Genomic DNA, 26,847 nt, shown 5'->3' with positions numbered 1-26,847 from the left:
AAGGAGAGTTCATTGACCACTGATCAGACGAGCATTGTAGTTTCCCGGGTCATCGATGCCTCGGCAGCGGACATTTTCAACTTGTTGTCCAACCCCGAGCGCCACCACGAGCTGGACGGTTCCGGCATGGTGGTCTCGGATGAGAAGACCGACCGCATCACCGCGTCCGGCCAGGTGTTCACCATGAACATGCACAACGAAAAAATGGGCGACTACCAGACGGAAAACCACGTCACCGGGTACGACCACAACAAGATCCTGGCCTGGCAGACCGCCCCGGCCGGCACCGAGCCCAAGGGTTGGCAGTGGGTATGGGAGCTGCAGGCCGAGGGTGCCGACTCCACCGAAGTCACCCTGACCTACGACTGGTCCCACGTCACGGACAAGGAAACCCTGAAAAAGGTGTCCTTCCCGATGGTGTCCAAGGATGACCTGGAGGAATCGCTGAACAAGCTCGCCGCCGCGGTCTCCGGTTCGTAGCGGGTCCGCATAGCAGCACGAAATAACAGTACGACGGCGGCCGGTTTCCTTTTCGAAGGGAACCGGCCGCCGTCGTTTGCTGCCCGGGTGTTAGACCGCGGACCAGCCGCCGTCGGAGGGCAGGATGGCGCCGTTGATGTTCACGCCGTCATCGCTGAGCAGGAACGTGATGGATGCTGCCAGGTCCTCGGCCGAGGCCAGGCCGGGGATGTTCACGCGGGCCGGGGAGAGGCGGGCTTCGCCGTACTCGCTGACCTTGCCGCCCATCGGAATGCCGGTGGCTACGCCGCCCGGGGCCACGGCATTGACGCGTATGCCTTCACGGGCATACATAAACGCGGTGCTGCGGGTGATGCCAACAACGGCGTGCTTGGACGCGGTGTAGGCGACGCCGGAAGCGGAGCCGCGCAGGCCCGCTTCGGAGGTGATGTTCACGATCGAGCCCTTGCCGGCTTCGAGCATGGTGGGCAGCACGGCGCGGGTCAGGCGGACCAGGCCGTCCACGTTCACGGCGAAGATCTTCTGCCACATGGCATCGGACACCTCGTGCAGCGGGGAGAAGTCGTCATTGATGCCGGCCACGTTGGCCAAGCCGTCAATACTGGTGCCGGCGGCGGCAATGATGCGCTCGACGGCGGACAGGTCGGTCAGGTCAGCTGCCACCGGGACGATGGACTCACCGAGCTCGTCGGCGAGCTCGTTGATCCGGCCCTCGGCAATGTCCACCGCAATGACGCGCCCTCCCTCGCGGGAGATCCGGGCAGCAGTGGCCCGGCCGATGCCGGAGCCGGCACCGGTGACGATGATGGTGCGGCCTTCGAAGCGGCCGGGAACGGCGGGCAGTACGGTTGCTTCGGTCTCCGGCATTACGCCGCCGTTGGCTGCCTTGACGAGTTCATCCACTGCGGCCTGCGGGAACTGGCCCTGGCTCAGATCCACCAGCTGCTGCAGCTTCAGGGTCAGGGCCGGGCCCAGGCTGGACTCGTCGCTGCCGGCCTGTGCGAGCATGCCGCGGATGGCGGGGCCGCCTGCCGGGTGGTCGAGCCACTGCTGGACGGTGTTCTGGGCGGTGATGGGCTGGTTTGCCACGAGCCGGTCCTTTCGATCGGGGGCGGCCGTGCAACGCGGCCGCGGGATATTCGGGCGTTTACGCGTGTGACCATCTCGCGGGTTACACGTGTAAGTTGCCTGTAAGGTCAGACTACCGGAGTTCTCCGGCAGATCAAGGCGCAATTAAGGCGCAGTCCACAGCGAAAGGACAGCCGGTGGAACGCAGGGCCACCTCCCACGACGTCGCTAAGGCGGCGGGGGTTTCCCGGGCTACGGTTAGCTACGTGCTGAACGGGCGGAACGGGCAGAGCATTTCGGCCGGCACCAGGGACCGCGTGCTGGCCGCCGCCCGCGAGCTTGGCTACATTCCCTCCACCGCTGCCCGCACACTGCGCAGCGGCCGCAGCGACCTGGTGCTGATGCTGCTCCCGCCGGAGCCGCTCGGCCGGGCGCTGGCCATCATCATCGATGCCGCCTCCGAATACGTGGAGCAGCACGGGCTGCGCCTGGTTGCACACCGGCTGCCGCGGCAGGGCGGCGCCGCGTCACTGGTGCATTCGCTGGCCCCCGCTGCGCTGATCCTCATCACCCCCCTCGAGGAGGCTGAGCTGGCGGGCATGGAAGCTGCCGGGCTGCGTGTGGCCTCGCTATATCCGGCGCTGGATGATCCGCTGGGACCGGACCTGGGCATCGGCGCCCTGCAGGTGGCGCACCTGGCCGCGGCCGGACACCGGCGGATCGGGGTGGCCGTGCCCGCAGGTCCGGCGTACGCCTACCGGGTCCGGGTGCGCGTGGCGGCCATCGAAGATGCCTGCGCGCGGCTCGGGCTGCCGGCGCCCGCCGTCGAATACCTTGAACTGGACGCGGAACAGGCGCGGGCCGCCGTCGGGCACCTGCTGGAGGGGCCGGAGCCGGCGGAGGCAGTGTGCGCGTTCGACGACGACCATGCGTTTGCGCTGTTGGCAGGCCTTGCCGCCCGCGGACTGTCCGCACCGGCGGACCTGGCGGTGATGGGTGCGGAAGATATTCCCCTGGCCGGGCTCGCCGTGCCGCCGCTGACCACTGTCCGGGTGGATGCCCGGCTGCTGGGGGAGCGTTTTGCAAGGATGGCGCTGGGTGAGCCGTCCGCTCCGGACACCGGTGCCCGGAGCGGGGAACCGGCGGAACCGGCGGACATGCTGCCGCCGGTCAGCCTGGTCCGGCGGGCCTCGGCCTGACAGTGCCGGCTCGAGGATCCCGCCTAAGGGTGTCGACTAAGGGGCTAGGACTGGTCGGCTTCCCGGGCCCGGTACATCTGCATCTGCCGGTACCGCCGGCCCAGTGATTCACGCCGCGGCTTGACCGGTGCGTCTTCGGGTTCGGCGGTGAGGTCAATGTGCTTTTTGCCGAAGCGCCAGAGCAGCAGGTCATCCAGTAGCCGGTCCGGGCCGGGGGAGTAGCGGTGGTCCAGGGCCGCGCGGACCTTGGTGATCGCATCGGCCTGCAGCAGCCCGGCCAGGTCCATGGTGGTCTTCATGCCGTGCGCAGCCAGCAGTTCCGCCGCCCAGCCCCAGTCATCGCCGGCCTTCCGGTTCACATGCGGCAGCAGGGTCATCCAGACGTGCCGGATCCGGTTCGGGGTCAGGGGGGCGCTGCCTTCCCCTTCCTCGTCCCAGAACCCGGTCACCGTCTCATAGCGCTCGTGCAGTTCGGCGAACGCCGTTTCCACGGTCTCGAGCATGGCCGCCGTGGAGGTGAACTGGCGGTCGAAATAGGGGCTCCAGGCCCGCGGATCCCCGGCCTTGAACCGGATGTCGTGCTCGATCTCGGACCAGGCATGGGCCAGCACGGTGCGGATCTGCACTTCGAACAGGTAACTGCCGTTGGGCCGCTGGTCCGGTTCCAGCAGTTTATGGAATTCGCGCACCGTTTCATTCTGGATGGTGCGCAGGATCAGGTGCCGGCTGGAATAGCCGTAGGTGCCGGACTCGATGGAGCCGATGTCCTTCTCACGGTCACCGCGGCAGTCGAACTCGGCCCGCTGGCGCTTGATGAGGTTTGCGGCCTCATCCACCTCGTGCGGGAGGGTCATAATCACGCGGACCCCCACCAGATCGGTGAGGTTGCGCAGCGGGTCCGGGAAGAGCAGCGTGGGCAGCTCTCCGGGGTTCTCCGCCGGCAGCGTACGGGCGGCCTTGGCCCGGAATGACTCCACGGTCTTGGTCCGGGAAGCAACAAACAGGGGCTGGACAGGGCTGTCCGCAAAGACGCTGCGCAGGTGCGCTTCCATCTCGGCGGTAACCGCTTTTAGGCCCGGGCGGACCCGGGCGTACTCATCAGTGCTTGCTTGGACAACCGGCCGCAGCCGCTCATCCAATGTGTCCCAGGCGCTCAACCGATGTCCCTTTCCCCTGCCGCCCGCCGGCCGGTGGCACCTTGATGGTGACACCGTGAAGGTCAAACCAGACGGTAGGCTCCCTCCAGATTAAGCCCTACAGCAGCAAGGACCCCCCATGACCGAAGCAGCCCTGCGCGTCCCGTACGGTCCCGGGCCGGAACAGTATGCCGAACTAACCCTCCCGGCCTCAGGCCCGTCCGGCCGGGAGGGTGCCCCGCGCAACGGGACCGTCGTGATCATCCACGGTGGCTACTGGCGCTCCAAATACACCGCTGAGCTTGGCCGGCCGCTGGCCCGGGACCTCGTCGCCCGCGGCTTTGCCTGCTGGAACATGGAGTACCGGCGGGCCGGGAACGGCGGCGGCTGGCCGCAAACGCTCGAAGATGTCCTGGCCGGCATCAACGCCCTGTCCCCGGCGGCAGAGGCCGAGGGCGCGGACCTGTCCCGGGTCACCCTGCTGGGCCACTCGGCCGGCGGCCACCTGGCCGTGCTGGCCGCAAAAGCCGCCAAGGCCGAACCGTCCGCGGTAACCGTTACCGGCGTCGTGAGCCAGTCAGGGGTGCTGGACCTGGCCGCGGCGCACCGGCTGGGCCTCAGCGACGGTGCCGTGGAAAACTTCCTGGGCTGCCCACCGGGCCTGGACCCGCAACGCTATGTGGACGCGGACCCTATGCAGGCGCTGCCGCTGCCCGTACCGGCCTGGGTGCTCCACGGAGCGGAAGACACCACGGTTCCGGCAGGATTCTCCACCTCCTGGGCCCAGGCGGCCGCCGCAGCCGGCACCCGTGTGCAGCTGCGCACCATCCCGGGGGACCACTTCGCCATGATCACCCCCGGCACCGCCGCCTGGGCCGCCGTCGTCGAGGCGCTTCACGAAGCAGCAGGAAACCGGGTTCCTTAAGGAAACGGGTACCCGGCTCTGTTAGGTTTGACAGCATGCTTACAGTGATCGGTGAAGCCCTGGTGGATGAAGTGGTCAGCGACACTGCGCCGCGGCGCTCCCACCCGGGCGGCAGTCCCCTGAACGTCGCTGTGGGCGTGGCCCGGCTGGGGCGGCCGGTGCAGTTTGTGGGCCGTTTCGGCTCCGACAGTTACGGCGCCCTGATCGCCGAGCACCTGCGCGCCAACTCCGTGCTTACCGCCTTCGCCGCCGACGACCTGCCCACCAGCGTGGCCACCGCGGTCCTCGATCCGGCCGGCGGCGCCCGCTACACCTTCGACCTCGAATGGGAACTGCCTGGCCTGGACCTGCCGGTGCTGCTGGACGGCACCACCATGCTGCACACCGGCTCCATCGCCGCCATGCTCTCACCGGGTGCCGACCATGTGCTCCGCGCCGTGGAGCACGCCCGGCCCGCCGCCACCGTCACCTATGACCCCAACTGCCGGCCCTCCATCATCACCGACGTCTCCTATGCCCGGGAACAGGCCGAAAAGTTCGTAGCCCTTGCCGACGTGGTCAAGGCCTCGGACGAGGACCTGCAATGGCTGTACCCCGATGAGTCCCCGGAGGAATCCGCCCGCCGCTGGCTTGCCGCCGGGCCATCCCTAGTGGTCCTGACCCGTGGGTCCAAGGGGCCGTGGGCCGTGGCGGCGGCAGGGGAATGCGCTGTCCCCGCGCCCACGGTCACCGTGGTGGATACGGTGGGCGCCGGTGATTCCTTTATGTCCGCGCTGCTGGTGGGCCTGATGGACCGGGAGCTCGACGGCGGTGCACGGCGCAGCGATCTGGCGCGGATCCGCGTCGATGAGGTCGAGAAGCTGCTCTCCTTCGCCGCCCGGGCCGCCGCAGTGACCGTCTCCCGCGCCGGGGCGAACCCGCCTTACCGCAACGAACTTCCGTAAGTCCCCGGTTCCGGCCCGCGGGCCGCCCGGTCAAGAACCGCCAGAGGAGAAGCAGTGGAAAGCCGAGACCCGTACAAGGACCTTCCGCAGGTGCCGCAGTTCGCCGTTGAGAGCGAGGAATTCACCAGCGGCTGTCCCTTCGCGCCCGCCCAGTACAGCGCCAGGCTGGGTGTGCCCGGAGGCAAGGATGCCTCCCCGCAGCTGGCCTGGTCCGGGTTCCCGGAAGGGACGCGCAGTTTCGCCCTCACCATGTATGACCCGGACGCGCCCACCGGCAGCGGCTACTGGCACTGGGCGGCGTTCAACATCCCCGCGGCCGTCAACGGCCTCGCCGGGGACGCAGCCAACAGCGGGCACATGCCCGGGGGCACGGTGCAGCTGGCCAACGACGCCGGGTTCGCCGGTTTTGTGGGTGCCGCCCCGCCTGCCGGACACGGCCGGCACCACTACTACGTGGTGGTCCACGCGGTGGACACGGAGGAACTGGACGTGGCCCCTGACGCCAGTCCCGCCGCACTGGGATTCGCCCTGTATACGCATACCCTGGGCCGCGCCGTCATGGTCGGCACGGCCGAAATCCCCGCGGACTGACGCCGGCGCGGACGTAAGCTAAAAGGCATGCAGGAGCAGCGTGGCCCGGTGCGGCTGATAGCCAGTGACATGGACGGCACCATTGTGGGAGCCGGCAACAGTATCAGCGACCGGACGGTGCGCGCCTTCCGGGCCTGCCGGGACGCGGGGATCGACGTCGTTTTCGTCACCGGACGCCCGCCCCGCTGGCTGGATCCGCTGCGCGAGCGGATCGGCCACACAGGTACCGTCATCTGCTCCAACGGAGCCATCACGTATGACCTCGGGGCCGGGAAGGTGCTGGCCAGCAGCCTGCTTCCGCTTGCGCAGATGTTCTCCGCCGCGGAAGTCATCCGGGACCTGTTCCCCGCAGTCACCTTCGCAGCCGAAACCGTGGACGGGATCCATCTGGAACCCGGTTTCTCAGACACCGGATCCACCGAAATCCTCGGCGGCATTGTTCCCCGCCCGCTTCACGAATCCCTGAACGGCCAGGCCGGCGTGGCCAAGTTCCTGGCCCGTGCCTCCGGGATCTTGCCGGACGAGTTCCTGCACCGGGTGGCACCGGCGGTCTCATCACTGGTGGCCACCACCCACTCCGCACCCACCATGCCCTTGCTGGAAATGTCCCTGCCAGGGCTGAACAAGGCCGTCACACTCGCGGACTACGCCGCGCAGAAGGGGATCACCGCCGAGGAGACCGTGGCCTTCGGCGACATGCCCAATGACATCCAGATGCTGGACTGGGCCGGGCACGGCTATGCGATGGCCTCCGGCCATGCCGCAGCCCGTGCGGCGGCGGACTTCACGGCCCCCGCTTTCAACGACGACGGCGTGGCGGTGATCCTGGAACGGCTTCTCGGCGACCGTGCAGGCGCCGCAGAAGCTGGTGTGCGGTAATCACCACCGCCAGCCAGGCCGCTCCAAGGGTCCAGGCAACCAGAACGTCCGTAAGCCAGTGGTGGCCCAAATAGACCCGGCTTAGCCCCACGGCCAGGGTAAACACGGCGGCCGCCAGCACCGCAGCGGCCTTCGCGCGGCGGGTGTGCACATGCAGGATCACCAAATAGGCAAGGATCCCGGCGATCACGATTGAGTTCAGGGTGTGTCCGCTCGGAAATGAGGCGGAGGACTCATACGGAGGAACGGCGTCGGCCAGGTCCGGGCGGGTGCGCCCGATGATCGCCTTCCCGGAAATCGTCATCAGGAGGGAGCCGGCCGCCGCCGCTGCAGTGAGCACCAGCGGTGTCCAGGACCGCCAGCGCAGGCACATCCCCAGCACTGTCAGCCCGGCGATGATCGGCATGCCGATGCTGCCGGCCAGGTTGGTGAACCCCGTGACGGCGGCGTCCAGGCCGGGGGACCGCAGCGTCAGGGCGTATTCCAGAACCGGCCGGTCCAGGCCTGCAATACCGTCGGATTCGGCCACTGATTCGTAAACCTCGGCGGAGACCAGGGTCAGGGCCAGTGCGGGCACCAAACCCACGGCCAGGATCAGCAGCAGGGTTACATGGGGGGAGGATACCCGGCTGATCCACTGCAGCAGGTCCCGGATCCGGCTGCCCGTTCCGCCGCCGGTCCGGCCGGTGCGGGTGTGTGGTCCAGGGTCGCGGGTCATGGTTCCAGTATCCCAAGCCGGGTGCACAACCAGTTCAGGTTGTTTTCCAATCCGGCCCCCCACACCTGCCAGGAGTGCCCGCCCGGAAGCGTCTGGAACTGCACATTGGCACCGGCCGCCGTGGCGTCGTCGTACACCGTCTTTCCCTCCGGCGCGTAGACCTTGTCATCCTGGCCGACGACGACGATTCCCGCCGTATCCGGAAACCGCATTGCGGCAAACAGGTCCGCGGCGTTCTGTTTCCGGAACGCGTCCTCGTCACCGTTGAAGTAGGTGTCCAACAGTTCGTGGTGGCCGCCGGCGACGGTCGGCTCGTTCTCCCCGGCGATATCCAGGAAGGTGGGATAAACCCCCGGATAGTTTGCGGCGAGCTGGACGGCGCACGTGCCGCCGTAGGAATAACCGCCGATCGCCCACTGCTGCGGCCCCGCGGTGCCGGTGCCCAGATTGTCCTGTACCCAGGCCGGCAGGTCCTGGGCCAAATAGGTGGCCGAGTTGCTGACCGTGGTATCCAGGCACAACGGCCAGTTGCTGTTCCCGGCATTGCTGAGGTCCGGAAGCACCACTACCGGGGCCAGGCCGTGGTGCCGCGCGGCAAATGAATCCATGATCTCCGCCAGTCCGCCGCTGACCAGCCAATCCTCCGGGGACCCCGGCTGCCCGTGGACCAGAACCAGGACCGGCAGGTTCACGTTGCCCGGATCGGCCAGATAAGCCGGCGGAAGGTAGATCAGCGCCGGATTGGAGGCATATCCGGACCGGCCCCCCGGGATCTGCTGGTGGAACACCTTGCCGGCGGCAGGCATGCCCGGGGGCGCAGTCCAGTTTTCCACCGACGCCGCAGGCAGGTCCCGGCGGACCTCCGCCGGCCGCGGCAGCGGATCATCAGTGACCGGCGGCGGGGTGAACAGTGCGGCTACCGTCGGGTACTGGTGGTAGGCGATATTCACCGTGCCGGCCAGGGCCAGCAGCACCAGGAGACCCGCCGCGACGCCGGCTACCCGCCGGCGGATCCGGATGCCCGGCGCGAGCACGCGCAACACCGCCAGCTGGACCCCGAGGATGGTCAGGGCGCTGAACAGGTAGAGCAGCCGCGGCAGGGAAGCATTCCACCAATGGAATACATACTCCGCCAGCACGTAAATCAGTGCGGTAAGGGCGCATGCCGCCAGCACAACGGCCAGGGCGCGCTTCCAGCCCAGGCGCTGCCCGCTGACACCGAGCCAGACCAGGGAGACAGCGCCCAGGATCAGCAGGACGATCGGAAGGATGCCGTCGACCAGTGACAGGGACATCATCCTGTCCGTTCCACGATCCGGCGGGCGAGGACAAGCCCCTGGCCCAGGGACAGATCCGGAAGGTAGGCCCGGGTCAGGGCGTTGGCGATGGCCGGCAGTGCGGCCGGATCCGGGTAGGTCATAAAAAGCGGCACGTACTGCGGGGCGAACTTGGACTTGAAGGCCAGAAGGGAACGGAAGCCGTAAACCGGCTCAAGGGTTGCGCCGAGCAGATCCAGCAGACGGTCCATCACCGGTGAACCGTCGACGTCCGGCTCCCGGGCCACCGCCCGGGCCAGGGGTGCTCCGGAAAGGCTCAGGAACCGGCTCCCTTCATCCTGCAGGGACAGGGCTGCGGACGCGATCAGAAAATCCATTCCCAGACGGAAACCGGTACCGCGCCGGCGCATGAAGTCCAACGTCCAGCCGGCCACAATCCCGTCCCGGTACACGGGCAGCCAGGATGTCACGGCATGGACCGTTCCGTCATTGTCGACGGCCACCAGGCAGCGGACTTCCGGATCATCCAACTCTTGCAGCCCGCCCAAAGTGAAGCCCATTTCCGGCATCTTCTTATCTGCCACCCATTCCTCGGAGATGGCCCGCAACTGGTCCAGCACGGCCAGGGGAGCGGTGGGATAGCTGATCCACTGCGCGCTGATGCCTTGTTTCCGGGCAGCGTTCAGTGCGGTGCGGATGTCTTGGAATTTCTTGCCCTTGAAAGCCAGTGAGCCCAGCGGAAGCACGGTTTCCTCGGCCACCTGCAGGGATAAAAACCCCAGCGCAGCAGTCAACTCACGCACCTTCCCGCCCACCGAGTAGAAGCAGGGCGTGATGCCGTTGTCCGTGCAGGACTCAGCAAAGCCCGCCACCGTCTGCTGAAGTTCACCGGGCGGCCCCACGGGGTCTCCCACCGTGACCGCCACGCCGCTGTCCACCCGATAGGCCACATAGGAGTTGCCGGTGGGGGAAAACCAATAGGTGTTGCCCTGCCAGAGGGTCATCCAGGCCATGGTGCTTCCACCATGGGTCTTCAGCAGCGAACGGGCCCGCTCTTCATCCCGGGCTGTCAGGTTCCGTGGCGGGACCAGGAAGGAACGCAGCAGGAGCAGGCAGGTTAATACCCAGAACAGCACGCCCACGCCTTCGTAGACCAGGACGGCGGGAAGATTCTCCGGGTCAAGGGCAGGCGTACTGTAGGCCACCTCGGCAATGGGAAGAAACCGCCCGGGCAGGTCCGCTGCGAGCAGCCCCAGGGTGGCAGCCGGGCTGAAACCGTCGCGGTTCAGCAGTCCGGCACCGAGATACAGAGAGGCCAGCACCGCCGCGGATGTCCCGACAGCCGCGGCCACCCGGCGGTAGGTTCCGTCGGGGGCGCGGGCCGGAAACAACCGGCGGGTGAAAAGCAGCAGCACAAAGACCGCCAATGGAACCACCATGGGCAGTACCAGCGCAATGACAATGCCTGGTCCCGGCGGCAGGAGGGCAAGCTCACCTCGGGCGAGGGCCCGCCCGAGCCGGACGGTGGCCAGCACCGTCATGGTGCCCTGCAGCAGCAATGCTGCCAGCCAGGCAAACCGGCGGCCGCGCCGCAGCCCCTCGGAGAAGGTGGCCAACAGGACCTGGGGCAGGACGGCCAGGAAGAACCCGGCCGGTCCGGCGCGCAACTGGATGCGGGCCACGGCGCACTCGCGGGCGGCGGCAGATCCATTGCAGAGCTCCGCCAACTCGTTCGGAGTATTCACCTCGACGCTGGTAAACAGATACCGCAGCACTGCAAGCGGTCCCACTGCGGAGGTGCTGAGCGCGGCAATAACGGGTCCGACGGCGGAGGCAAGGACCACCAGCGCCACCAGGACTGCGGCCTCGCGCCGGCTGGTGACCAGCCGCTCCGGGACCGTGGGCCGCCGTCCGGCCAGGAACGGTCCCATGAACGCACCCGTAACGGCCGCGCCCAGGACCATCAGGTCTGTGAAACTCCCGGCGTAAAGGGCCAGCAATACCAGCAGGGTGAACATGGTGATCCGCAGGCGCCTGCGCCACAAAGTGCTGACCTGGGCGCTGGCTGCGGCCACAACCGCGGCGATGAAGGCAAGCGGACCAACATAGGATTCGGACACCAATGCGCGGGACCAGTCACCGATCGAGGCACTGGTGGCAGACGCGAAACCGATGGCAAGCAGCGCGCCAACAATCTGCCCGGTGAAACCAACCATAAGGAACCGTCCGGTGCCCAGCAGCCGCTCGCAGGACAAACCGGCCATCAGGGCCAGCAGCGTGCCGCCTATATAGCCTCCGATTCCGCTGGCCCAGAGACAGCACAGGAGCAGGGCCGCCGGGTTCCCGGTCAAGGTATGCGCGGAAAGGGTGGCCCAGTCCTGCAGAGGCCCTTCCGGGCCCGTAACCAGCGAGGAAGTGAGCGCTCCGAGCACCCAGAAGGAGGCAATAAAAACCAAGGTGGCCGGCGACCGCCGGACACTGCCCCGAAGCCACTGCAGCGGCCAGTGCACAAACCGCTCAAAGCGGCGTGGGGCGGGAAGAACGTCAGCCACGGAACCTCCATCAGCCCGGAGCCAGCCGGGGTCGGGGTCCTGCCATTCTAGGGCCGCGGAGTCCGGGAGCGGTGCTGCCCGGCCCAGTGCGTGCCGCAGGTTGGATAAAGTACGAGCGTGAACGCAATGCATCCGTACTTCCGTGCGCCCCGTGACAATCCGCCGTCCGGCGCAGCGGACCGGCCCGAGCCCATTGCCCTGGCGCACCGCGGCTTTTCTCCGGACGGGTACGAGAACACACTCGCCGCGTTCCGCGCCGCCGCCGACCTAGGCATCAGCTACCTGGAAACGGACGTGCGCACCAGCCGGGACGGCGTCCTGATGGCCTTCCACGACGAGACGGTGGACCGGATTTCCGGGGGAGTGGCGGGAAAGATCAGCCAACTCACCAGCCGTGAGCTCAACGAGGTCCTGGTGGCCGGCTCCGAACGGATCCCCACTTTCGAGGAACTGCTGACCGAATGGCCGGATATGCGGCTGAACGTGGATGTCAAGGACGCACCAGGCGCAAAACTGCTCGCCGCGCTGATCGAAAAGCACTCGGCGCAGGACCGGGTGCTGGTGGCGTCCTTCTCGGACCGACGCCGCCTCCGCACACTGAAGCACCTGGGCCGGCCCGCGGCCAGCTCGGCGGGCACTGCCCTGACCGTCCTGTTGCGGCTGCTGGCGCCGCTGGGCGCCGCCGGCCTGGTATCCCGGCTGGGCCGGTTCCAATGCATCCAGGTGCCGGTGGCATTCGGACCGGTCCGCGTGGTCACCTCGTCCTTCCTGAGCCGCTGCCACCGTGCCGGATTGCAGGTCCATGTGTGGACCGTCAATGACGAAGAGACCATGAACCGGTTGCTGGACCTGGGTGTGGACGGCATTGTCTCGGACCGGTCAGACCTCCTGGTGAAGGTGCTCAAGGACCGCGGGCAGTGGCGGTAGGGGCGCGGCGGCGTCGAAGACAGGTAGCCGCCATGTCACCCCCGGCTGGCAGGATGAAGACATGCGCGTAGTTATTGCCCCGGACAAGTTCAAAGGCTCCCTCACCTCCGCAGAAGCCGCGGCAGCCATGGCTGAGGGAGTGCTCGCGGTGTACCCCGAGGCCACCGTGACGGTGGTTCCGGTGGCCGACGGCGGCGAGGGCACCTTGGATGCCGCGTTGGGCGCCGGTGCCGAACCCCGCACGGCCCGCGTCACGGGGCCGCTGGGCCGGGACACCACGGCCGTCTGGGCCCTGTCCGGCGACACGGCCCTGATCGAAACCGCACGCGCCTCGGGGCTGGTCCTGCTGGATCCTTCCCCGGAGACGGCACTGGCTGCAGGCAGCTACGGCAGCGGACAGTTGATCGCCCACGCGCTGGAGGCGGGGGCGAAAACCATCATCCTGGGCATCGGCGGTTCGGCCATGACCGACGGCGGATCCGGGGCACTGTGCGCGCTGGGCCTGAAGATCCTGGACCGGGATGGAAATCCTGTGCCGCCCGGCGGCGCGGGGTTGCTGAACGCGGCATCAGTGGATGCGTCCGGACTGGATCCGCGGCTGGCGGGGGTGGACCTGCGGATTGCCGCCGACGTCCGGAACCCGCTCCTGGGTTATGAAGGAACGGCGGCGGTCTTCAGCGGCCAGAAAGGCGCGGGCGCAGCGGAGCAGCAGCTGCTCGAAGAGGCGCTGGACAACTGGGCGCGGCTCCTGAAGGAGGCCACCGGCGTCGACGTCGATGTCCCCGGGGCGGGTGCGGCCGGCGGCTTCCCCTCGGGGTTCCTGGCCTTCACCGGGGCATCCCTGCACCCGGGATTCGAACTGCTCTCGGCCTTCACCGGACTTGATGAATCATTGACCCGCTGCGATCTGGTCCTCACCGGCGAAGGCTCCCTGGACAACCAGTCCCGCTACGGGAAGGCTCCGCTGGAAGTTGCGGCCCGGGCCCGGGATGCCGGTATTCCCGTGGTTGCCGTGGCCGGGCAGATCACACTGACCCCGGACCAACTGCAGGAGTACGGGATTGTTGCGGCCGTCAGCCTGCTGGATGTGGTGCAGCGGCCGCAGGATGCAATGTCCCAGGCGGCAAAATACGTTGCCTGGGCAACCCGGCAGGTCCTCGAAGGCGCCTGAGCGCCCGCGGCCGCCGTTCCGCCGCCGTTAGCCCAGCCGGCTGGGGGTGGCCCCGGCGTCCTCCGCCGGCTCGTCGGGGTCGGTGCCCCGCCAGCGGGCGATGGCCTGCATGCCGTGGTAGGCCACCAGGGTCGCGCCGGTGCCCAGGGCAATGCCGCCGAAAGTCAGGTCCCCAATGACCCAGGTGAAGTCCGCGATGGCCACGATAAGGCCAAGGCCGGCGGCGGACAGGTTGATCGGGTTGGAGAAGTTCACCCGGTTATCCACCCAGATCCGCACACCCAGGATGCCGATCATGCCGTACAGCACGACGCCGGCGCCGCCGAGCACACCGGGCGGAACGGTGGCGATGAGCGCACCGAACTTCGGGAACAGGCTGAGCAGGACGGCCACAATGCCGGCCACCCAGTAGGCCGCGGTGGAGTACACCCGGGAGGCGGCCATCACGCCGATGTTCTCGGCATAGGTGGTGGTGGCCGAACCGCCGCCTGAACCGGCCAGCATGGTCGCCAGGCCATCGGCCATCAGCGCCCGGCCCGCGTACGGGTCCAGGTCCCGGCCGGTCATGGCGGCCACGGACTTCACATGCCCGACGTTCTCGGCCACAAGCACCAGCACCACCGGCACGAACAAGCCGATCACGGAGAAGTGGAAGCTCGGCGCGTGGAAGTGCGGCAGGCCGAACCAGGCCGCGGAACTGATCGCCTCGAAATCCACTTCGCCGCGCAGCATGGCCACCCCGTAGCCGGCCAGGACGCCGATCAGGATGGACAGCCGGCCGAAGAATCCGCGGAAGAGGACCGTGGCCAGCAGGATCACGGCCACCGTGACCACAGCCGTCACCGGCCCCTTTTCGAAGTTGGTCCGGGCCGAGCCGGCCAGGTTCAACCCGATCAGCGCCACGATGGTACCGGTGACCACCGGCGGCATCAGGAGCTGGATCCAGCGCGTGCCGGCCACCTGCGCGGCCAGGCCGATGAGGAACAGCGCCGCGCCGGCCATGATGATGCCGCCCAGCGCACCGCCGGGCCCGTGCTGGCTGGTGGCCGCGGTGATGGGGGCGATAAAGGCGAAGGAGGAACCGAGGTAGCTGGGCACTTTTCCGGCGGTGATGATCAGGAACAGGATCGTACCGATACCGGAGAACAGCAGGGTGGTGGCAGGCGGGAAGCCGGTCAGCAGCGGAACCAGGAACGTCGCGCCGAACATCGCCACAACGTGCTGGGAACCAATGCCGATGGTGCGCGGCCAGCTCAGGCGCTCCTCAGGGGCAACATAGGCGCCGGGCTTGATGGTCTTACCGTCTCCATGGAGGGTCCAGGCCGTACCGAATCTGCTCATGGTTGTGCCTTCCGAAGACAGGGGGTTTTACCAAAATTCTAACCGGCAACGATTGCCGGGATGTTACGTTGCAATAAGACCCGCGCGCCGCGCGGACCGGTCACAACGTTGAATCCGTACCGCTAGACGATGGAGCAGCATGAGCATTTCAGTTTCAGGACGGGTGGTCCTTATCACGGGCGCGGCAATGGGCATGGGCAGGCTTTATGCCGAACGCGCCGTCCGTGAAGGCGCGGCCGCGGTGGTGCTGTGGGACCTCAACGCCGAGGCCTTGGAAGGCACCGCCGCCGAACTGCGCGAGCAGGGCGCATCGGCTGTCTACCCCTATGCGGTGGACGTCAGTTCACTGCCGGACATTGAGGCTGCGGCGGAAAAGGTGATCCGCGACGCCGGCGTTCCGGACATCCTCATCAACAACGCGGGCATTGTGCGCGGCAAATACTTCTGGGAGCACGCCCCGAAGGCAGACATCAACGCCGTGATGGCCGTGAACACCCTGGCACCCATGCAGGTGACCCGGGCCTTCCTGCCCGGGATGATCGAACGCCGCACCCCGGCCCGGATCCTCAACGTTGCCTCCGCCTCAGGCACGCTGTCCGTGCCCAAGATGAGTGTGTACACGGCGTCGAAATGGGCCGTGATCGGCTGGAGCGACTCCATGCGCCTGGAGCTGAATGAATCCGGCAACGGCCACGTGGCCGTCACCACCCTGATCCCCAGCTACATCAAGACCGGGATGTTCGAAGGTGCCCGCGGGCCGCTGCTGACCCCGCTGATGGAACCGCAGCACGTGGTGGACCGGGCCTGGGGGGCGATGCTGGCCGGCAAGGCACGGATCCAGCTGCCGTGGACCGTGGCCCTGGGCAGTGCCCTGCGCAATGTGCTGCCGCAGCCGGCCTGGGACGTGGTGGCCGGCCGTGTTTTCAAGGTTTACCAGTCCATGGACCACTTCACCGGACGGAAACCGGCGGCGGATGGCGCAAAGGAAGAGGCCAAGGCATGAGCGAAATGGTTTCCGCCTTCCCGGACCCGGAATCCTCCCTGTCCGCCGAATCCCCGGCAGTGGTGCCGGCCGTCCTGGCGCGGGTCCGGAAGGCCTACGCATCCGGGCGCACCCGTCCGCCGGCGTGGCGGCGCGCCCAGCTCACGGGCCTCATCCGCCTGTTCCGGGAACGCGAACAGGAGCTGGCGGACGCACTGGCAGCGGACCTGGGCAAGAACCCGCTGGAAAGCTACGTCACGGAACTGTCTCTGGTCCGGGCCGAGGCCGAGCACGCGCTGAAGCACCTGGACAAGTGGACCCGCAGCCGCCGGGTTCCGGTGCCGCTGGGGCTGCTGCCTGCGTCGGCGAAAACAGAGCCGCAGCCGCTGGGTGTGGTGCTGATCATCGGGCCGTGGAACTATCCGGTGCAGCTGGTGCTGGCCCCGCTGGTGGGCGCCCTGGCGGCCGGTAACGCGGCCGTGCTCAAGCCCAGCGAACTGGCCCCGGCCACCTCTGCGGTACTCGCCGACCTGGTACCGCGTTACCTGGATTCCGACGCCGTCGCGGTGGTCGAGGGCGGGCAGGACATCAGCACCGCACTGCTCAAGGAACGCTTTGATTCCATCTTCTTCACCGGCGGGGAGCGTGTGGGACGGATTGTGCTGCAGGCAGCAGCCGAGCACCTGACTCCGGTCACCCTGGAGCTGGGCGGCAAATCCCCAGCCGTGGTGCTGGACGGCAACTGGGCCGGCGTCGCCCGGCGTCTGGTGTTCGGCAAGCTGCTCAACGCCGGACAGACCTGCGTGGCGCCGGACTACGTGCTGGTCACCGAGGAAGCCGCGCCCGCACTGCGCAAACACCTCGTCAAGGCCGTGGCGGAACTGTTCGGGAAGGACCCGGCCAAGAGCAGGGACTTCGGCCGGATCGTGAATGAACAGCACTGGGAGCGGCTGGTGGGGCTGCTGGACAGCGGGACAATCCTGGCCGGCGGCCGCAGCGACCGTGCCGGCCTGTATCTTGAACCGACCATCCTTACGGACGTGGATCCGCAGTCGCCGGTGATGCAGGAAGAGATTTTCGGACCCATCCTGCCCGTGCTGACCGTGAAGGACCTGGACGAGGCGATGGAGTTCATCAACGCCCGCCCGGTTCCGCTCTCCGCCTACCTGTACACCAATTCGGCAGCTGCGCGGCAGGCGTTCGAGGCCGGCGTACGGGCAGGCAGCATCAACCACAACGCCAGCACCGTGCAGCTGGCCGTGCCGGGGCTGCCGTTCGGCGGTGCCGGGGCCAGCGGAACCGGCGCGTACCACGGCAAGTACTCCTTCGATACGTTCAGCCAGCTGCGCCCGGTCTTCAGCAAGGGCACCCTGCTGGATACGCTCCGGTTCGCGTACCCGCCGTACAACGGAGTGAAGAAACAGATCCTGCGCCGGCTGCTCTAGCGCCCGTTAACGGCAAAAGGGCGGACCTCCTGGTCCGCCCTTTTGCCGTTAACGCGGTATCGCTAGGAGATGACGCCGTCCACAATGGCCTTGGCTTCAGCCTGCACCTGGTGCAGGTGCTCCAAGCCCTTGAAGGACTCGGCATAGATTTTGTATACGTCCTCCGTGCCGGAGGGGCGTGCGGCGAACCAGGCGTTTTCCGTGGTCACTTTCAGTCCGCCAATGGGTGCGCCGTTGCCGGGAGCTTCAGTCAGGCGGGCAGTGATTTCCTCGCCGGCCAGGGTGGTGGCCGTGACGTCCGACGGCGAGAGCTTGGCCAGCGCCGCCTTCTGCTCCCGGGTGGCCGGGGCATCCACGCGGGCATACTCCGGGTCGCCGAACCTGTTGGTCAGTTCGCGGTACCGCTGGGACGGGGTCTTGCCGGTCACTGCGGTCATTTCCGAGGCGAGCAGGGCCAGCAGGAGACCGTCCTTGTCGGTGCTCCACGGGCTGGCATCCAGGCGCAGGAAGGAAGCGCCGGCGGATTCCTCGCCGCCGAAAGCGGTCTCGCCGGAGAGCAGGCCCGGGACAAACCACTTGAAGCCCACGGGAACCTCCATCAGCACCCGGCCCAGGTCCGCCGTCACGCGGTCGATCATGGAGGAGGACACCAGGGTCTTGCCCACCATGGCGTCTGCGCTCCAGCCTGAGCGGTTGCGGTAGAGGTAGTCGATGGCCGTGGCCAGGTAGTGGTTCGGGTTCATCAGCCCGCCGTCGGGGGTGACAATGCCGTGCCGGTCGGCGTCGGCGTCGTTGCCCGTGGCTATGTCGTATTCGTCGGCGCGGGCAATCAGGGAGGCCATGGCGTACGGGGAGGAGCAGTCCATGCGGATCTTCTCGTCCCAGTCCAGGGTCATGAATGCCCACTGCGGATCCACGTTGGGGTTCACTACGGTCAGGTTCAGCTGGTGCTGCTCCGCAATGGCGCCCCAGTAGTCCACAGAAGCACCGCCCAGCGGATCGGCGCCGATGTGCAGGCCGGCGCTGCGGATCGCATCCAGGTTCAGCACCGAGGGGAGGTCTTCGACGTAGTTCTGCAGGAAGTCGTACGTGCCCACGGAATCGGCCAGGCGTGCTTCGCCCAGCGGAATGCGCTTCACTCCGTTCAGGCCGGCTTCCAGCAGTTCGTTGGCGCGGTCGGCAATCCAGTTGGTGATGTCCGAACCGGCCGGCCCGCCCGTGGGCGGGTTGTACTTGAAGCCGCCGTCAGCGGGGGGATTGTGCGAGGGCGTCACCACAATGCCGTCGGACTGGTCCGTCCGTGAGGCGTTGTACTTCAGGATGGCGTGGCTGACGGCCGGGGTGGGGGTGAAGCCGTTCCGTGCATCAATGAGCACGTTCACGCCGTTGGCCGCCAGGACCTCCAATGCGGTGTTCTGCGCCGGTTCGGACAGGGCATGGGTATCTTTGCCCATGAACAGGGGTCCGGTGATGCCCGCAGAACGGCGGTACTCAACGATCGCCTGCGTGATGGCGGCAATATGCTGCTCGTTGAAGGCGCCGTTCAGCGATGATCCCCGGTGCCCGGAAGTACCGAACGCAACGCGCTGCGCCACGTTCGAAGGATCCGGTGCGACGTCGTAATAGGCGTCCAACAGCGCGGTGAGATCTACAAGGTCGGATGGTTCAGCGGGTTTTCCTGCACGATTAGACATACCCCTAAGCATGCCAAAGAAACGGCAGGTGCGGCAGACGCCCGCCTACGTGTAAAGCTGCCCGTCCGGCCGTATGCTCGATCGGACAGCCGCGAGGGCGCGGCGGAGAGGGGCACACCATGGCGGCCAGTGCGGTACCGGCGCAGCTTCAGCCCGGAATGCGCCGCGGCACCCGGGCAGCCATGGCGGTCCTGAACATCATCTACGTATGCGCCGCCCCGGTTTTCTGGTTTTTTTGGAGCCAGCGCCGGCAGTTCGAACTCCCGGCCTGGGCCGAGCAGGCCGCCGGATTCGCCGCCGGTGTCCTGCCGGTCCTGGTGTTCCTGGCGGCTTGGCTGAGCGCAGCGGTCCTGTTTAGCCGGGGCCTGCGCCAAGACGGCGGCCGCGCCTTTAACGCCCTGGGCGGCCTGGGCCTGCTGGCGGCGGCCAGCGGAATGCTGGCGCTGGCCGCCGCCGGGCTGGACAGCTAGGAAGCCCTCACTTGTCGTTGTGCTTGTCGGGTCACCATAGACGGCTGCTGGCCAGCCGCGCACCTTCGCCGAGGGCTTCGAGCTTGGCCGCCGCGATCTGCGGGTGCACGCGGCCGCCCAGCCCGCAGTCCGTAGACGCAATCACGTTTTCGCGGCCGACCAGCCGGGCGAAGCGCTCAATCCGGTCCGCCACCAACTCCGGATGCTCCACTACGTTCGTGGCATGGGAGACGACGCCGGGAATGATCACCTTGCCGCCCGGCAGCTTGGTGTCTTCCCAGACCCGCCATTCGTGCTCGTGCCGTACGTTGCCGGCTTCGAAGCTGTAACCGCCGGCGTTGATCTTCAGCAGGGTGTCCGCCAGGTGCCGGAACTCGATGTCCGTTGTGTGCGGTCCGTGCCAGGAGCCCCAGCACAGGTGGAAGCGGATCTGCTCCTCGGGAAGGCCGCGCAGTGCGTAATTCAGGGCCTCAACCCGGATTTCGGTGAAGCGCAGGTAGTCCTCGACGGACGGCTCGGGATTGATCTGGTCCCAGTTCTCCGCAATGGAGGGATCGTCGATCTGCACAATCAGGCCGGCGTCGATAATCGCCTTGTATTCCTCCCGCATCGCGTCCGCGCAGGCGTAGATGAACTCCTCCTCGGTGGCGTAGTACTCGTTGGCGATGCGTGAACAGGAACCGGGGGAAAGCGAGGCGAGGAAACCTTCCTCCAGCCCCGCTGCCGCAAGCCCTGACTTGAGGTTTCGGATGTCGCCGGCAACGGCGTCGTACCCGGTGTATTCCACCTTGCCGGTGACCTTCGGGAAGACCTTCTGGGCGCCGGTGGTGATGCCCGACGACGGGTCGGTGTAGGCCTCGCGGAAGCGCCCGCGGTCGCGGCGGTCACCGAAGCTGGTGAGTACCGGTTTTCCCGGCTCGGAACGGACGGGCTCCATCTCCCAGATGCCGGTCTCCGCCACGGTCAGGCCGCTGAGCCGGGCAAAGGAATAGGACCACCAGGCCCCGTAGTCCACCTCCGCGGACATCGCGTGCCCGTACTCGCCGTCGTTGGGGATGTCGATGCCGGCCCGCTGCTGGCGCAGCACCAGGTCGGCGACGGCGTCGCTGAGCAGTTCGGCATAGCCCCCGGTGTCGGAGGGTTCCGCGTCCCGGGCTGCGTTGGCCGCGAGGAGTTCGGGGGTGCGGGGCAGGGAACCGGCATGGGTGGCCAGGATACGGTCGGTGCTTTTGCGCATGGAAATAATCCTTGGGATTCACGTGCTCTTGCCTGCACCGGATGCCTGGAAAAGGCGGTGCAGGCCGCTTCGTCATCCGAACCACCCGCGAAGCATGGGGTTGGTGCACGGCCAAGTCGGAGCTTGGCGGCCGTGTCTCCTGAAGCTGGTGCCCATCCTAACCACGACGCCGGGCGCAGGCCAAGCATGTGACGGCAGGCAAAAAGAACGGCGGCCCCGGGGTTGCCCGGTGCCGCCGTCCTGGTGGAACTGAAACTGTTGTGCCGGTTAGCGCACGCCGCTCATCAGCTTCTTGATGGCCGGGGTCGCCGCTGCCAGGGCGATGCCCAGGACAATGGCGGTTCCGCCGCTGAACAGGAAGTAGCTGACCTCGGTTTCGGGGTCGTAGAACTGTGCCAGCCAGCCGGCCAGCGTGGTGCCCAGTGAGACCGAAAGGAAGAACAGCGCCACCATCTGGGTCCGGAAAATTTCCGGCGCCAGCTTGGTTGCCACGGACAGGCCGATCGGGGAGATAAACAGCTCCGCGAAGGTGAACAGCAGCAGGATGCCGACGATCGCCAGCAGCGGGGTGCTGTTGGGGCCGCCGCCCGAGAACGGGATGAAGGCCAGGAAGGCCAGGCCCATTACGGCAAGTCCCAGGGAGAACTTCAGCGGCGAGGACGGCTGCCGGTCGCCCAGCTTGGTCCAGACCGCGGCGAAGACGGCCGCGAAGATGATGATGAAGATCGGGTTGATGGACTGCACCCAGGCCGCCGGCATGGTGAAGCCGAAGATGGACCGGTCCAGCGAGGTGTCCGCGTACAGCGCCACCACGGTGAACTGCTGCTGGAACAGGGCCCAGAAAGCGGCGCTGGCGATGAACAGCGGCATGAAGGAGTACACGCGGCGGCGTTCGACGGCGCCCACCTTCGGGCTGCGCAGGATGATCACGAAGTATGCGACCGAGGCAAGGATGGCCACGGTCGCCATGACCACTGCGAGGTTCTCCGCCTTGAGCAGGCCGAAGACCACGGCCAGGGCAACGATGACCACAACGCCGGCGGCAACGCCGCCCATGGTGGCGTACTTGCGGCGCGGCAGCGGGTTGGTCACCTGGTGGGCAGCCTCGGGCAGGTACTTGCGGGTCAGGCCGTACTGGACGAGGCCGATGGCCATGCCAATGGCAGCCAGGCCGAAGCCGTAGTGGAAGCCGAGCTTCACCTGGAGCAGGCCGGTGAGGAGGGGGCCGACCAGGGCGCCGAGGTTGATGCCCATGTAGAAGAGGGAGAAACCGGCGTCGCGCCGTTCATCCTTTTCGTCGTACAGGGTCCCCACCAGCGAAGTGGCGTTGGCTTTGACGCCGCCGGAACCCAGGGCAATCAGGATCAGGCCGGCGGCCAGTCCCACTGCGCCCGGGAGCACGGCCAGCGAAATGTGGCCGAGCACAACAATCGCGGCGGAGTAGAAGAGCACGCGTTCGGATCCGAGGACCCGGTCCGCAAGCCACGCACCAATGATGGTGGACAGGTACACACCACCGCCGTATGCGCCCACCAGCGAGGTGGCGATGGCTTTGTCGATGCCAAGGCCGCCCTCGGTGACGCTGTAGTACATGTAGTACAGCAGGATGCCCTGCATGCCGTAGAACGAGAAGCGTTCCCACAACTCGACACTGAAAAGATTGGCCAACATCCGGGGATGGCCGAAGAAGGTTTTACGCGCTTCTTGGACGCCTGGGTTACTGGGGGTATGGCTCACGGATTAATGGTCCCACTCCCCGCGGGGGTAAGCGCCGGGAAAACCGGCGTATTCCGCCCCGAACCGGGCAGGTTTCCCTTGGCCATGTGCTGAAGGTCACCCGTTTGCAGGTCGATTTCCGCGAGATTACGTGCAATAGGGCCCCCGTTACGCCCGGATTTTGCGCAAACCCGGGCGCTGCCTACAAGCAGCCGGAATTCCGGGGGAGTGTGCAGGGTTGCCACCGGTATGCCCACCCGCGTCCCCCTCTCGATCCTTGACCGCGCCAACTCACGGCTGGGCTTTTCCGAGGCCCATGCCCTGCAGGCAGTCCTCGAGCGTGCCGAAGCCGCTGAAGCGCTTGGGTACCGGCGCTTCTGGGTGGCCGAACACCATGCCGTGGCCGGTATTGCCGGTTCAGCACCGGCGGTGCTGATGGCCGCCCTTGCCGCCCGGACCAGCAGCATCCGCATCGGTTCCGGCGGCATCATGCTGCCCAACCATCCGCCGCTGCTGGTCGCCGAGCAGGCCGCCACCCTGTCCGCCCTCTACCCGGACCGCATTGACCTGGGGCTGGGCCGTTCGGTGGGTTTCACGCAGGCGGTGCGGCGGGCACTAAAGGCAGGAAAGGCTGAGGCCGAACGGTTCGAAGCGGACCTGGCGGAACTGCTGGCCTACCTCGACGGCACGGCACCGATCACGGCGCGGCCGCGGGACTCCGGCCAAACCCCGGTTTTTGTGCTGGCCACCGGAGCCGGTGCCGATATCGCTGCGCGTGCGGGCCTGGGCCTGGTCTTCGGCGGGCCGGGCCTGTTCCGAAACAACCCCGGGCAGGTGCTGGAACGGTACCGGACATCCTTCCGCCCCTCGGACCGGTTCCCGCGCCCCTACGTGCTGGCCGCGGTGAACGTGGCGGTTGCCGGCACGGAAAGGGCCGCCGCTGAACTGCTCCTCCCCGAGGCCGCGGCCCTGGCCGATTCACGTACCAAGGGTGTGTTCCCCGCCCTGGCCGGGAGCGGCAGCGCTGCGGAAGGCCCGGAACGCCGGCAGGAACTTATCCGGGAATCACTGGCCAATTCCATCCACGGCACCCCGGACCAGGTCCGCGAGAGGCTGGGCGGGCTCGTGGCCGCAACCGGTGCCGATGAACTCCTGGCCACCGGGGGAGCCTACGACCTCGCGGGCCAACGGGAGTCCGACCGGCTGCTCGCCGGCCTGTTCACGGATTAGCGGCCCCGCCTGGATGGGGAACCGGGGTCAGTAGCCAAGCTGCGCGGCGACGGCGAGCAGGTCGGCTTCGGCCCCCGGACGGCCGATGAGCTGGATACCCATCGGCAGTCCGGCCTCCGTGTTGTACACGGGAACGGAGATGGCGGGAAGTCCGCACACATTAACCATGGACGTGAACGGCGAGTAGAGGCACTGCCGTACATAGTCTTCCTCCCCGCCGCCGTCCGTGTACCAGCCGATGGGCCGCGGCGTCATGCCCAGGGACGGCGTGAGGATCATGTCATAGGCACCGAACTGCCGGATGGTGTCGGTTTCGAAGGTGCGCAGGATGTCAATGGCCGTGACCAGGTCCGCGGCGCTTCGGCCCAGTGCCCGCTGCCGCTTGGACGCTGCAATGCCGGTGAGTTCCGATTCGGCCCCCGGCTCCAGCACAGCCGTAGCCAGGAACGCCGTCCACACCGCCTCGAACGCATCCGGATACCGTTCGTCGTAGCGCAGGTCCGTGTCCACCAGGTCGTGGCCTGCCGCAGTTAGCGCGGCCGACCCGGCGTCGAGCGCCTGAAGCGCCTCGGGATCAAGGCGGATCTCCAGCCTGGACTCGAAGGGTGAGCGGGTGCTGACGCCTATCCGGAATGTGCCTTCGGCCCGCTGCGCAGCGGCCAGGAAGCCGTCCGTGGACGGCGGTGCGCTGGTGGCGCGGTGGTTCGGCCCGGCAACCATGGCGTCCAGCAGCAGTCCGGCGTCGGCCGCGGTTCGGGCCAGTGGACCGGCCACCACAAACTGGCCCAAATCCTGCTGGGCGGAGCCGGAGGGGACCCTGCCGCGGTTGGGCTTAAGCCCTACCAGCCCGGTGGCGGCGGCGGGGATGCGTACCGAACCGCCGCCGTCGGTGCCCGGTGCGAAGGGAATCAGCCCGGCAGCTACGGCCGCTGCGCTGCCACCGGAGGATCCGCCGGGGCTCAACCGCAGATCCCGCGGGTTCCGCGCCGGCGGGCCCACCAGGTTTTCGCTGTAGCTGCTCAGCCCGAATTCCGGCACCTGGGTTTTGCCGAGGCTGATGGCTCCGGCCCGGCGCAGTACGGCCGGGAGCGGGCCGTCGGTGTCCGCCGTCCACGGCTTCAACGCGGCGCTGCCCATGGTGGTACGGACGCCGGCGACATCGGTCAGGTCTTTGTGGGCCAGCGGCATGCCGTGCAGCATGCCCAGCTTTTCTCCCCGGGCGCGCCGCGCATCAGCGGCCCGCGCCTCGGCCACGGCAAGCTCAGGGGTGGGCGTGAGGAAGGCGCCCAGCGCGGGGTTGAGCTCTTCGATCCGCTGCAGGTAGTGGGTGGTCACCTCTTCGGCGCCGAGCCGGCCGGCTGCCAGTTCATCCCGCAGCTCGACGGCGGTCATCTCGTGGGGAGCGGGCAATTTGTACCTCCGGTGCATGGGACCTGGACGTTTATTTCTTCGGGCCGCGTCCCACTATAGGCTGGACAAAACGAACGCCGCGGCCCCGGAAGCCCGGGTGCGGCGGCGGCGCGGAACAACCCGGTTCAACAGTGAGGGCAGCAATGAGTGAGATGCAGAGCGTATCCGTAGACAGCATTCCGGCGGGCGCAAAAATCCTCGATGTGCGGGAGGACTATGAATGGGAGGCCGGTCACGTGGACGGCGCCGTCCATATCCCGCTGGACCAGCTGCCCGAAAGCCTTGACAGCCTGGACCCCGACCAGGATCTGGCCGTTATCTGCCGCACCGGCGGCCGCAGCGCCCGCGCCACTGCGTGGTTGGACGCACAGGGCTACTCGGCCGTTAACGTCAACGGCGGAATGGGCGCCTGGCTGGAAGCGGGCAAGCCCATGGTTTCGGACAATGGCCAGGAGCCGACAGTTCGATGACGCACACGGCGCACGCCCAAGCTGCTCCGCACCATTCCGGCCCGTCGGGCGAGACCGTGGTGTACACCTATCTCGGCCCGGAAGGAACGTTCACGGAAGCGGCCCTGCTGCAGGTGCCCGGCGCGAAGGATGCCGTCCGTGTTCCGTCCGCCAGCGTGAACACCGCATTGGAAATGGTCCGCTCCGGGCAGGCCAATGCCGCCGTGGTTCCGATCGAGAACTCGGTGGAGGGCGGCGTCAGCGCCACCCTCGATGCGCTTTCGGCCGGCGCCACTCTGCGGATCCTGCGCGAAATCCTGGTACCTATTACCTTTGTGCTGGCAGCCCGGCCGGGAGTGGCGCTTGAGGATGTCCGCACCGTGTCCACCCACTCGCATGCCTGGGCCCAGTGCCGCGAATGGGCAGCGGCGAATATTCCCGAAGCGGAATATCTCCCTGCGTCCTCCACCGCCGCAGCCGCCGTGGAACTTAGCGGCGCGGAGCCCTCCTTCGACGCTGCTATCTGCGCGCCGCTGGTCGCCGAACGGCTGGGGCTGACGGTGCTGCGGGAAGACATCGGAGACGTGCGCGACGCCGTGACCCGGTTCGTGATGATCAGCCAGCCTGGCCTGCTGCCCGAGCCCACCGGATCGGACAAGACCACCCTGGTGATCCCGCTGCCGGAGGACCACCCGGGTGCCCTGATGGAAATCCTGGAGCAGTTCTCCACCCGCGGGGTGAACCTGAGCCGGATCGAGTCCCGCCCCACCGGCATGTTCCTCGGCGACTACTTCTTCAGCATTGACGCCGACGGGCACGTGGCCGATGCCCGGATGGCGGATGCGTTGAAGGGCCTGCATCGGATCAGCCCGGAAATGCGTTTCCTCGGCTCCTACCCCCGGGCGGACCGCCGGGAGCCCGAGGTCTCCCGGCACACCAGCGACGAAGCTTTCCGGGACGCGGATATTTGGCTCGAATCCCTGCTGAACGGATACTAGGGCTGGAA

24 protein-coding genes and 1 riboswitch are annotated in these 26,847 nt (G+C 67.4%); of the genes, 14 read left to right on the top strand and 10 right to left on the bottom strand.

Annotation, left to right across the window (positions count from 1 at the left end; translation table 11 throughout):
- Positions 1-12: 12 nt before the first annotated feature.
- Entirely contained in the window at positions 13-480 is a 468-nt protein-coding gene (locus tag QNN98_RS00795; protein WP_227912392.1) for an SRPBCC family protein, read from the top strand.
- Between the two features lie 90 nt (positions 481-570).
- Here the strand turns inward: QNN98_RS00795 and QNN98_RS00790 are convergent, their stop codons facing one another.
- Positions 571-1,569, bottom strand: a complete 999-nt coding sequence (locus QNN98_RS00790; protein WP_283995969.1) for an SDR family NAD(P)-dependent oxidoreductase — start codon at positions 1,567-1,569, stop codon at positions 571-573.
- Between the two features lie 176 nt (positions 1,570-1,745).
- Between QNN98_RS00790 and QNN98_RS00785 the strand changes: the two genes are divergently transcribed.
- On the top strand, positions 1,746-2,747 hold the full coding sequence (locus QNN98_RS00785) for a LacI family DNA-binding transcriptional regulator (protein ID WP_283995968.1): 1,002 nt from the start codon (positions 1,746-1,748) through the stop codon (positions 2,745-2,747).
- 44 nt (positions 2,748-2,791) lie between these two features.
- Here the strand turns inward: QNN98_RS00785 and QNN98_RS00780 are convergent, their stop codons facing one another.
- The gene (locus tag QNN98_RS00780) at positions 2,792-3,904 is read right to left on the bottom strand and encodes a GTP pyrophosphokinase (protein ID WP_283995967.1); all 1,113 of its coding nucleotides are present in this window, start codon (positions 3,902-3,904) and stop codon (positions 2,792-2,794) included.
- Between the two features lie 118 nt (positions 3,905-4,022).
- Between QNN98_RS00780 and QNN98_RS00775 the strand changes: the two genes are divergently transcribed.
- Genes QNN98_RS00775 through QNN98_RS00760 form a run of 4 tightly spaced genes read left to right on the top strand, consistent with a single transcriptional unit; the run spans position 4,023 to position 7,222 of the window.
- A complete protein-coding gene (locus QNN98_RS00775; protein WP_283995966.1) occupies positions 4,023-4,808 on the top strand; it encodes an alpha/beta hydrolase in 786 nt (261 codons plus the stop codon).
- A gap of 35 nt (positions 4,809-4,843) precedes the next feature.
- Complete coding sequence (locus tag QNN98_RS00770) at positions 4,844-5,752, top strand: carbohydrate kinase family protein (RefSeq protein ID WP_227912570.1); 909 nt, start codon at positions 4,844-4,846, stop codon at positions 5,750-5,752.
- A gap of 54 nt (positions 5,753-5,806) precedes the next feature.
- Entirely contained in the window at positions 5,807-6,343 is a 537-nt protein-coding gene (locus QNN98_RS00765) for a YbhB/YbcL family Raf kinase inhibitor-like protein (protein ID WP_283995965.1), read from the top strand.
- 27 nt (positions 6,344-6,370) lie between these two features.
- On the top strand, positions 6,371-7,222 hold the full coding sequence (locus QNN98_RS00760) for an HAD family hydrolase (protein WP_283995964.1): 852 nt from the start codon (positions 6,371-6,373) through the stop codon (positions 7,220-7,222).
- Here QNN98_RS00760 and QNN98_RS00755 read toward each other — a convergent pair.
- Genes QNN98_RS00755 through QNN98_RS00745 form a run of 3 tightly spaced genes read right to left on the bottom strand, consistent with a single transcriptional unit; the run spans position 7,143 to position 11,769 of the window.
- Positions 7,143-7,940: a phosphatase PAP2 family protein gene (locus QNN98_RS00755; protein WP_227925953.1), complete on the bottom strand. Its 798-nt coding sequence runs from the start codon at positions 7,938-7,940 to the stop codon at positions 7,143-7,145. The genes QNN98_RS00760 and QNN98_RS00755 overlap by 80 nt on opposite strands.
- Positions 7,937-9,235 carry an alpha/beta hydrolase gene (locus QNN98_RS00750; protein WP_283995963.1) on the bottom strand — a complete coding sequence of 433 codons (1,299 nt, stop codon included), beginning with the start codon at positions 9,233-9,235 and terminating at the stop codon, positions 7,937-7,939. The genes QNN98_RS00755 and QNN98_RS00750 overlap by 4 nt, the downstream gene beginning before the upstream one ends.
- Positions 9,235-11,769: a bifunctional lysylphosphatidylglycerol flippase/synthetase MprF gene (locus QNN98_RS00745; protein ID WP_283995962.1), complete on the bottom strand. Its 2,535-nt coding sequence runs from the start codon at positions 11,767-11,769 to the stop codon at positions 9,235-9,237. Before QNN98_RS00745 ends, QNN98_RS00750 begins: the two co-directional genes overlap by 1 nt.
- Positions 11,770-11,895: 126 nt before the next feature.
- On the opposite strand from QNN98_RS00745, the gene QNN98_RS00740 reads away from it, so the two are divergent.
- Entirely contained in the window at positions 11,896-12,696 is an 801-nt protein-coding gene (locus QNN98_RS00740) for a glycerophosphodiester phosphodiesterase family protein (protein ID WP_231700561.1), read from the top strand.
- A 61-nt stretch (positions 12,697-12,757) separates the two neighbouring features.
- A complete protein-coding gene (locus QNN98_RS00735) occupies positions 12,758-13,867 on the top strand; it encodes a glycerate kinase (protein WP_227912563.1) in 1,110 nt (369 codons plus the stop codon).
- A 27-nt stretch (positions 13,868-13,894) separates the two neighbouring features.
- Here QNN98_RS00735 and QNN98_RS00730 read toward each other — a convergent pair whose 3' ends face one another.
- Positions 13,895-15,208: a uracil-xanthine permease family protein gene (locus QNN98_RS00730; RefSeq protein ID WP_283995961.1), complete on the bottom strand. Its 1,314-nt coding sequence runs from the start codon at positions 15,206-15,208 to the stop codon at positions 13,895-13,897.
- A 139-nt stretch (positions 15,209-15,347) separates the two neighbouring features.
- Here QNN98_RS00730 and QNN98_RS00725 point away from each other — a divergent pair, with 139 nt between their 5' ends.
- Together QNN98_RS00725 and QNN98_RS00720 are read left to right on the top strand one after the other, a co-directional pair.
- Entirely contained in the window at positions 15,348-16,211 is an 864-nt protein-coding gene (locus tag QNN98_RS00725) for an SDR family NAD(P)-dependent oxidoreductase (protein ID WP_283995960.1), read from the top strand.
- Entirely contained in the window at positions 16,208-17,635 is a 1,428-nt protein-coding gene (locus QNN98_RS00720; protein ID WP_227925960.1) for an aldehyde dehydrogenase family protein, read from the top strand. Before QNN98_RS00725 ends, QNN98_RS00720 begins: the two co-directional genes overlap by 4 nt.
- 62 nt (positions 17,636-17,697) lie before the next feature.
- Here the strand turns inward: QNN98_RS00720 and pgm are convergent, their stop codons facing one another.
- The gene (gene pgm / locus QNN98_RS00715; protein ID WP_227925961.1) at positions 17,698-19,329 is read right to left on the bottom strand and encodes a phosphoglucomutase (alpha-D-glucose-1,6-bisphosphate-dependent); all 1,632 of its coding nucleotides are present in this window, start codon (positions 19,327-19,329) and stop codon (positions 17,698-17,700) included.
- A gap of 119 nt (positions 19,330-19,448) precedes the next feature.
- Between pgm and QNN98_RS00710 the strand changes: the two genes are divergently transcribed.
- The gene (locus QNN98_RS00710; protein ID WP_227925962.1) at positions 19,449-19,799 is read left to right on the top strand and encodes a hypothetical protein; all 351 of its coding nucleotides are present in this window, start codon (positions 19,449-19,451) and stop codon (positions 19,797-19,799) included.
- Positions 19,800-19,830: 31 nt separating this feature from the next.
- On the opposite strand, the gene QNN98_RS00705 is transcribed toward QNN98_RS00710, so the two are convergent.
- A complete protein-coding gene (locus tag QNN98_RS00705) occupies positions 19,831-21,036 on the bottom strand; it encodes a cobalamin-independent methionine synthase II family protein (protein ID WP_283995959.1) in 1,206 nt (401 codons plus the stop codon).
- A 19-nt stretch (positions 21,037-21,055) separates the two neighbouring features.
- Positions 21,056-21,181: riboswitch (SAM riboswitch) on the bottom strand.
- Positions 21,182-21,303: 122 nt separating this feature from the next.
- Positions 21,304-22,707 carry a peptide MFS transporter gene (locus tag QNN98_RS00700; RefSeq protein WP_502864547.1) on the bottom strand — a complete coding sequence of 468 codons (1,404 nt, stop codon included), beginning with the start codon at positions 22,705-22,707 and terminating at the stop codon, positions 21,304-21,306.
- A gap of 294 nt (positions 22,708-23,001) precedes the next feature.
- Between QNN98_RS00700 and QNN98_RS00695 the strand changes: the two genes are divergently transcribed.
- Positions 23,002-23,982, top strand: a complete 981-nt coding sequence (locus QNN98_RS00695) for an MsnO8 family LLM class oxidoreductase (protein ID WP_283995957.1) — start codon at positions 23,002-23,004, stop codon at positions 23,980-23,982.
- A 27-nt stretch (positions 23,983-24,009) separates the two neighbouring features.
- On the opposite strand, the gene QNN98_RS00690 is transcribed toward QNN98_RS00695, so the two are convergent.
- Positions 24,010-25,392 (bottom strand): amidase, encoded by a 1,383-nt coding sequence (locus QNN98_RS00690; protein ID WP_227925967.1) that lies wholly within the window; start codon positions 25,390-25,392, stop codon positions 24,010-24,012.
- 143 nt (positions 25,393-25,535) lie between these two features.
- On the opposite strand from QNN98_RS00690, the gene QNN98_RS00685 reads away from it, so the two are divergent.
- Together QNN98_RS00685 and pheA are read left to right on the top strand one after the other, a co-directional pair.
- Positions 25,536-25,862, top strand: coding sequence for a rhodanese-like domain-containing protein (locus QNN98_RS00685; protein ID WP_227912552.1), 327 nt, complete (start codon positions 25,536-25,538; stop codon positions 25,860-25,862).
- On the top strand, positions 25,859-26,839 hold the full coding sequence (pheA, locus tag QNN98_RS00680; protein WP_227912551.1) for a prephenate dehydratase: 981 nt from the start codon (positions 25,859-25,861) through the stop codon (positions 26,837-26,839). Before QNN98_RS00685 ends, pheA begins: the two co-directional genes overlap by 4 nt.
- The last annotated feature ends 8 nt before the right edge of the window (positions 26,840-26,847 follow it).

The organism is Arthrobacter sp. zg-Y1143 (assembly GCF_030125565.1).
GTDB lineage: Bacteria > Actinomycetota > Actinomycetes > Actinomycetales > Micrococcaceae > Arthrobacter_B.
This window is presented reverse-complemented; position numbering and strand designations above follow the sequence as displayed.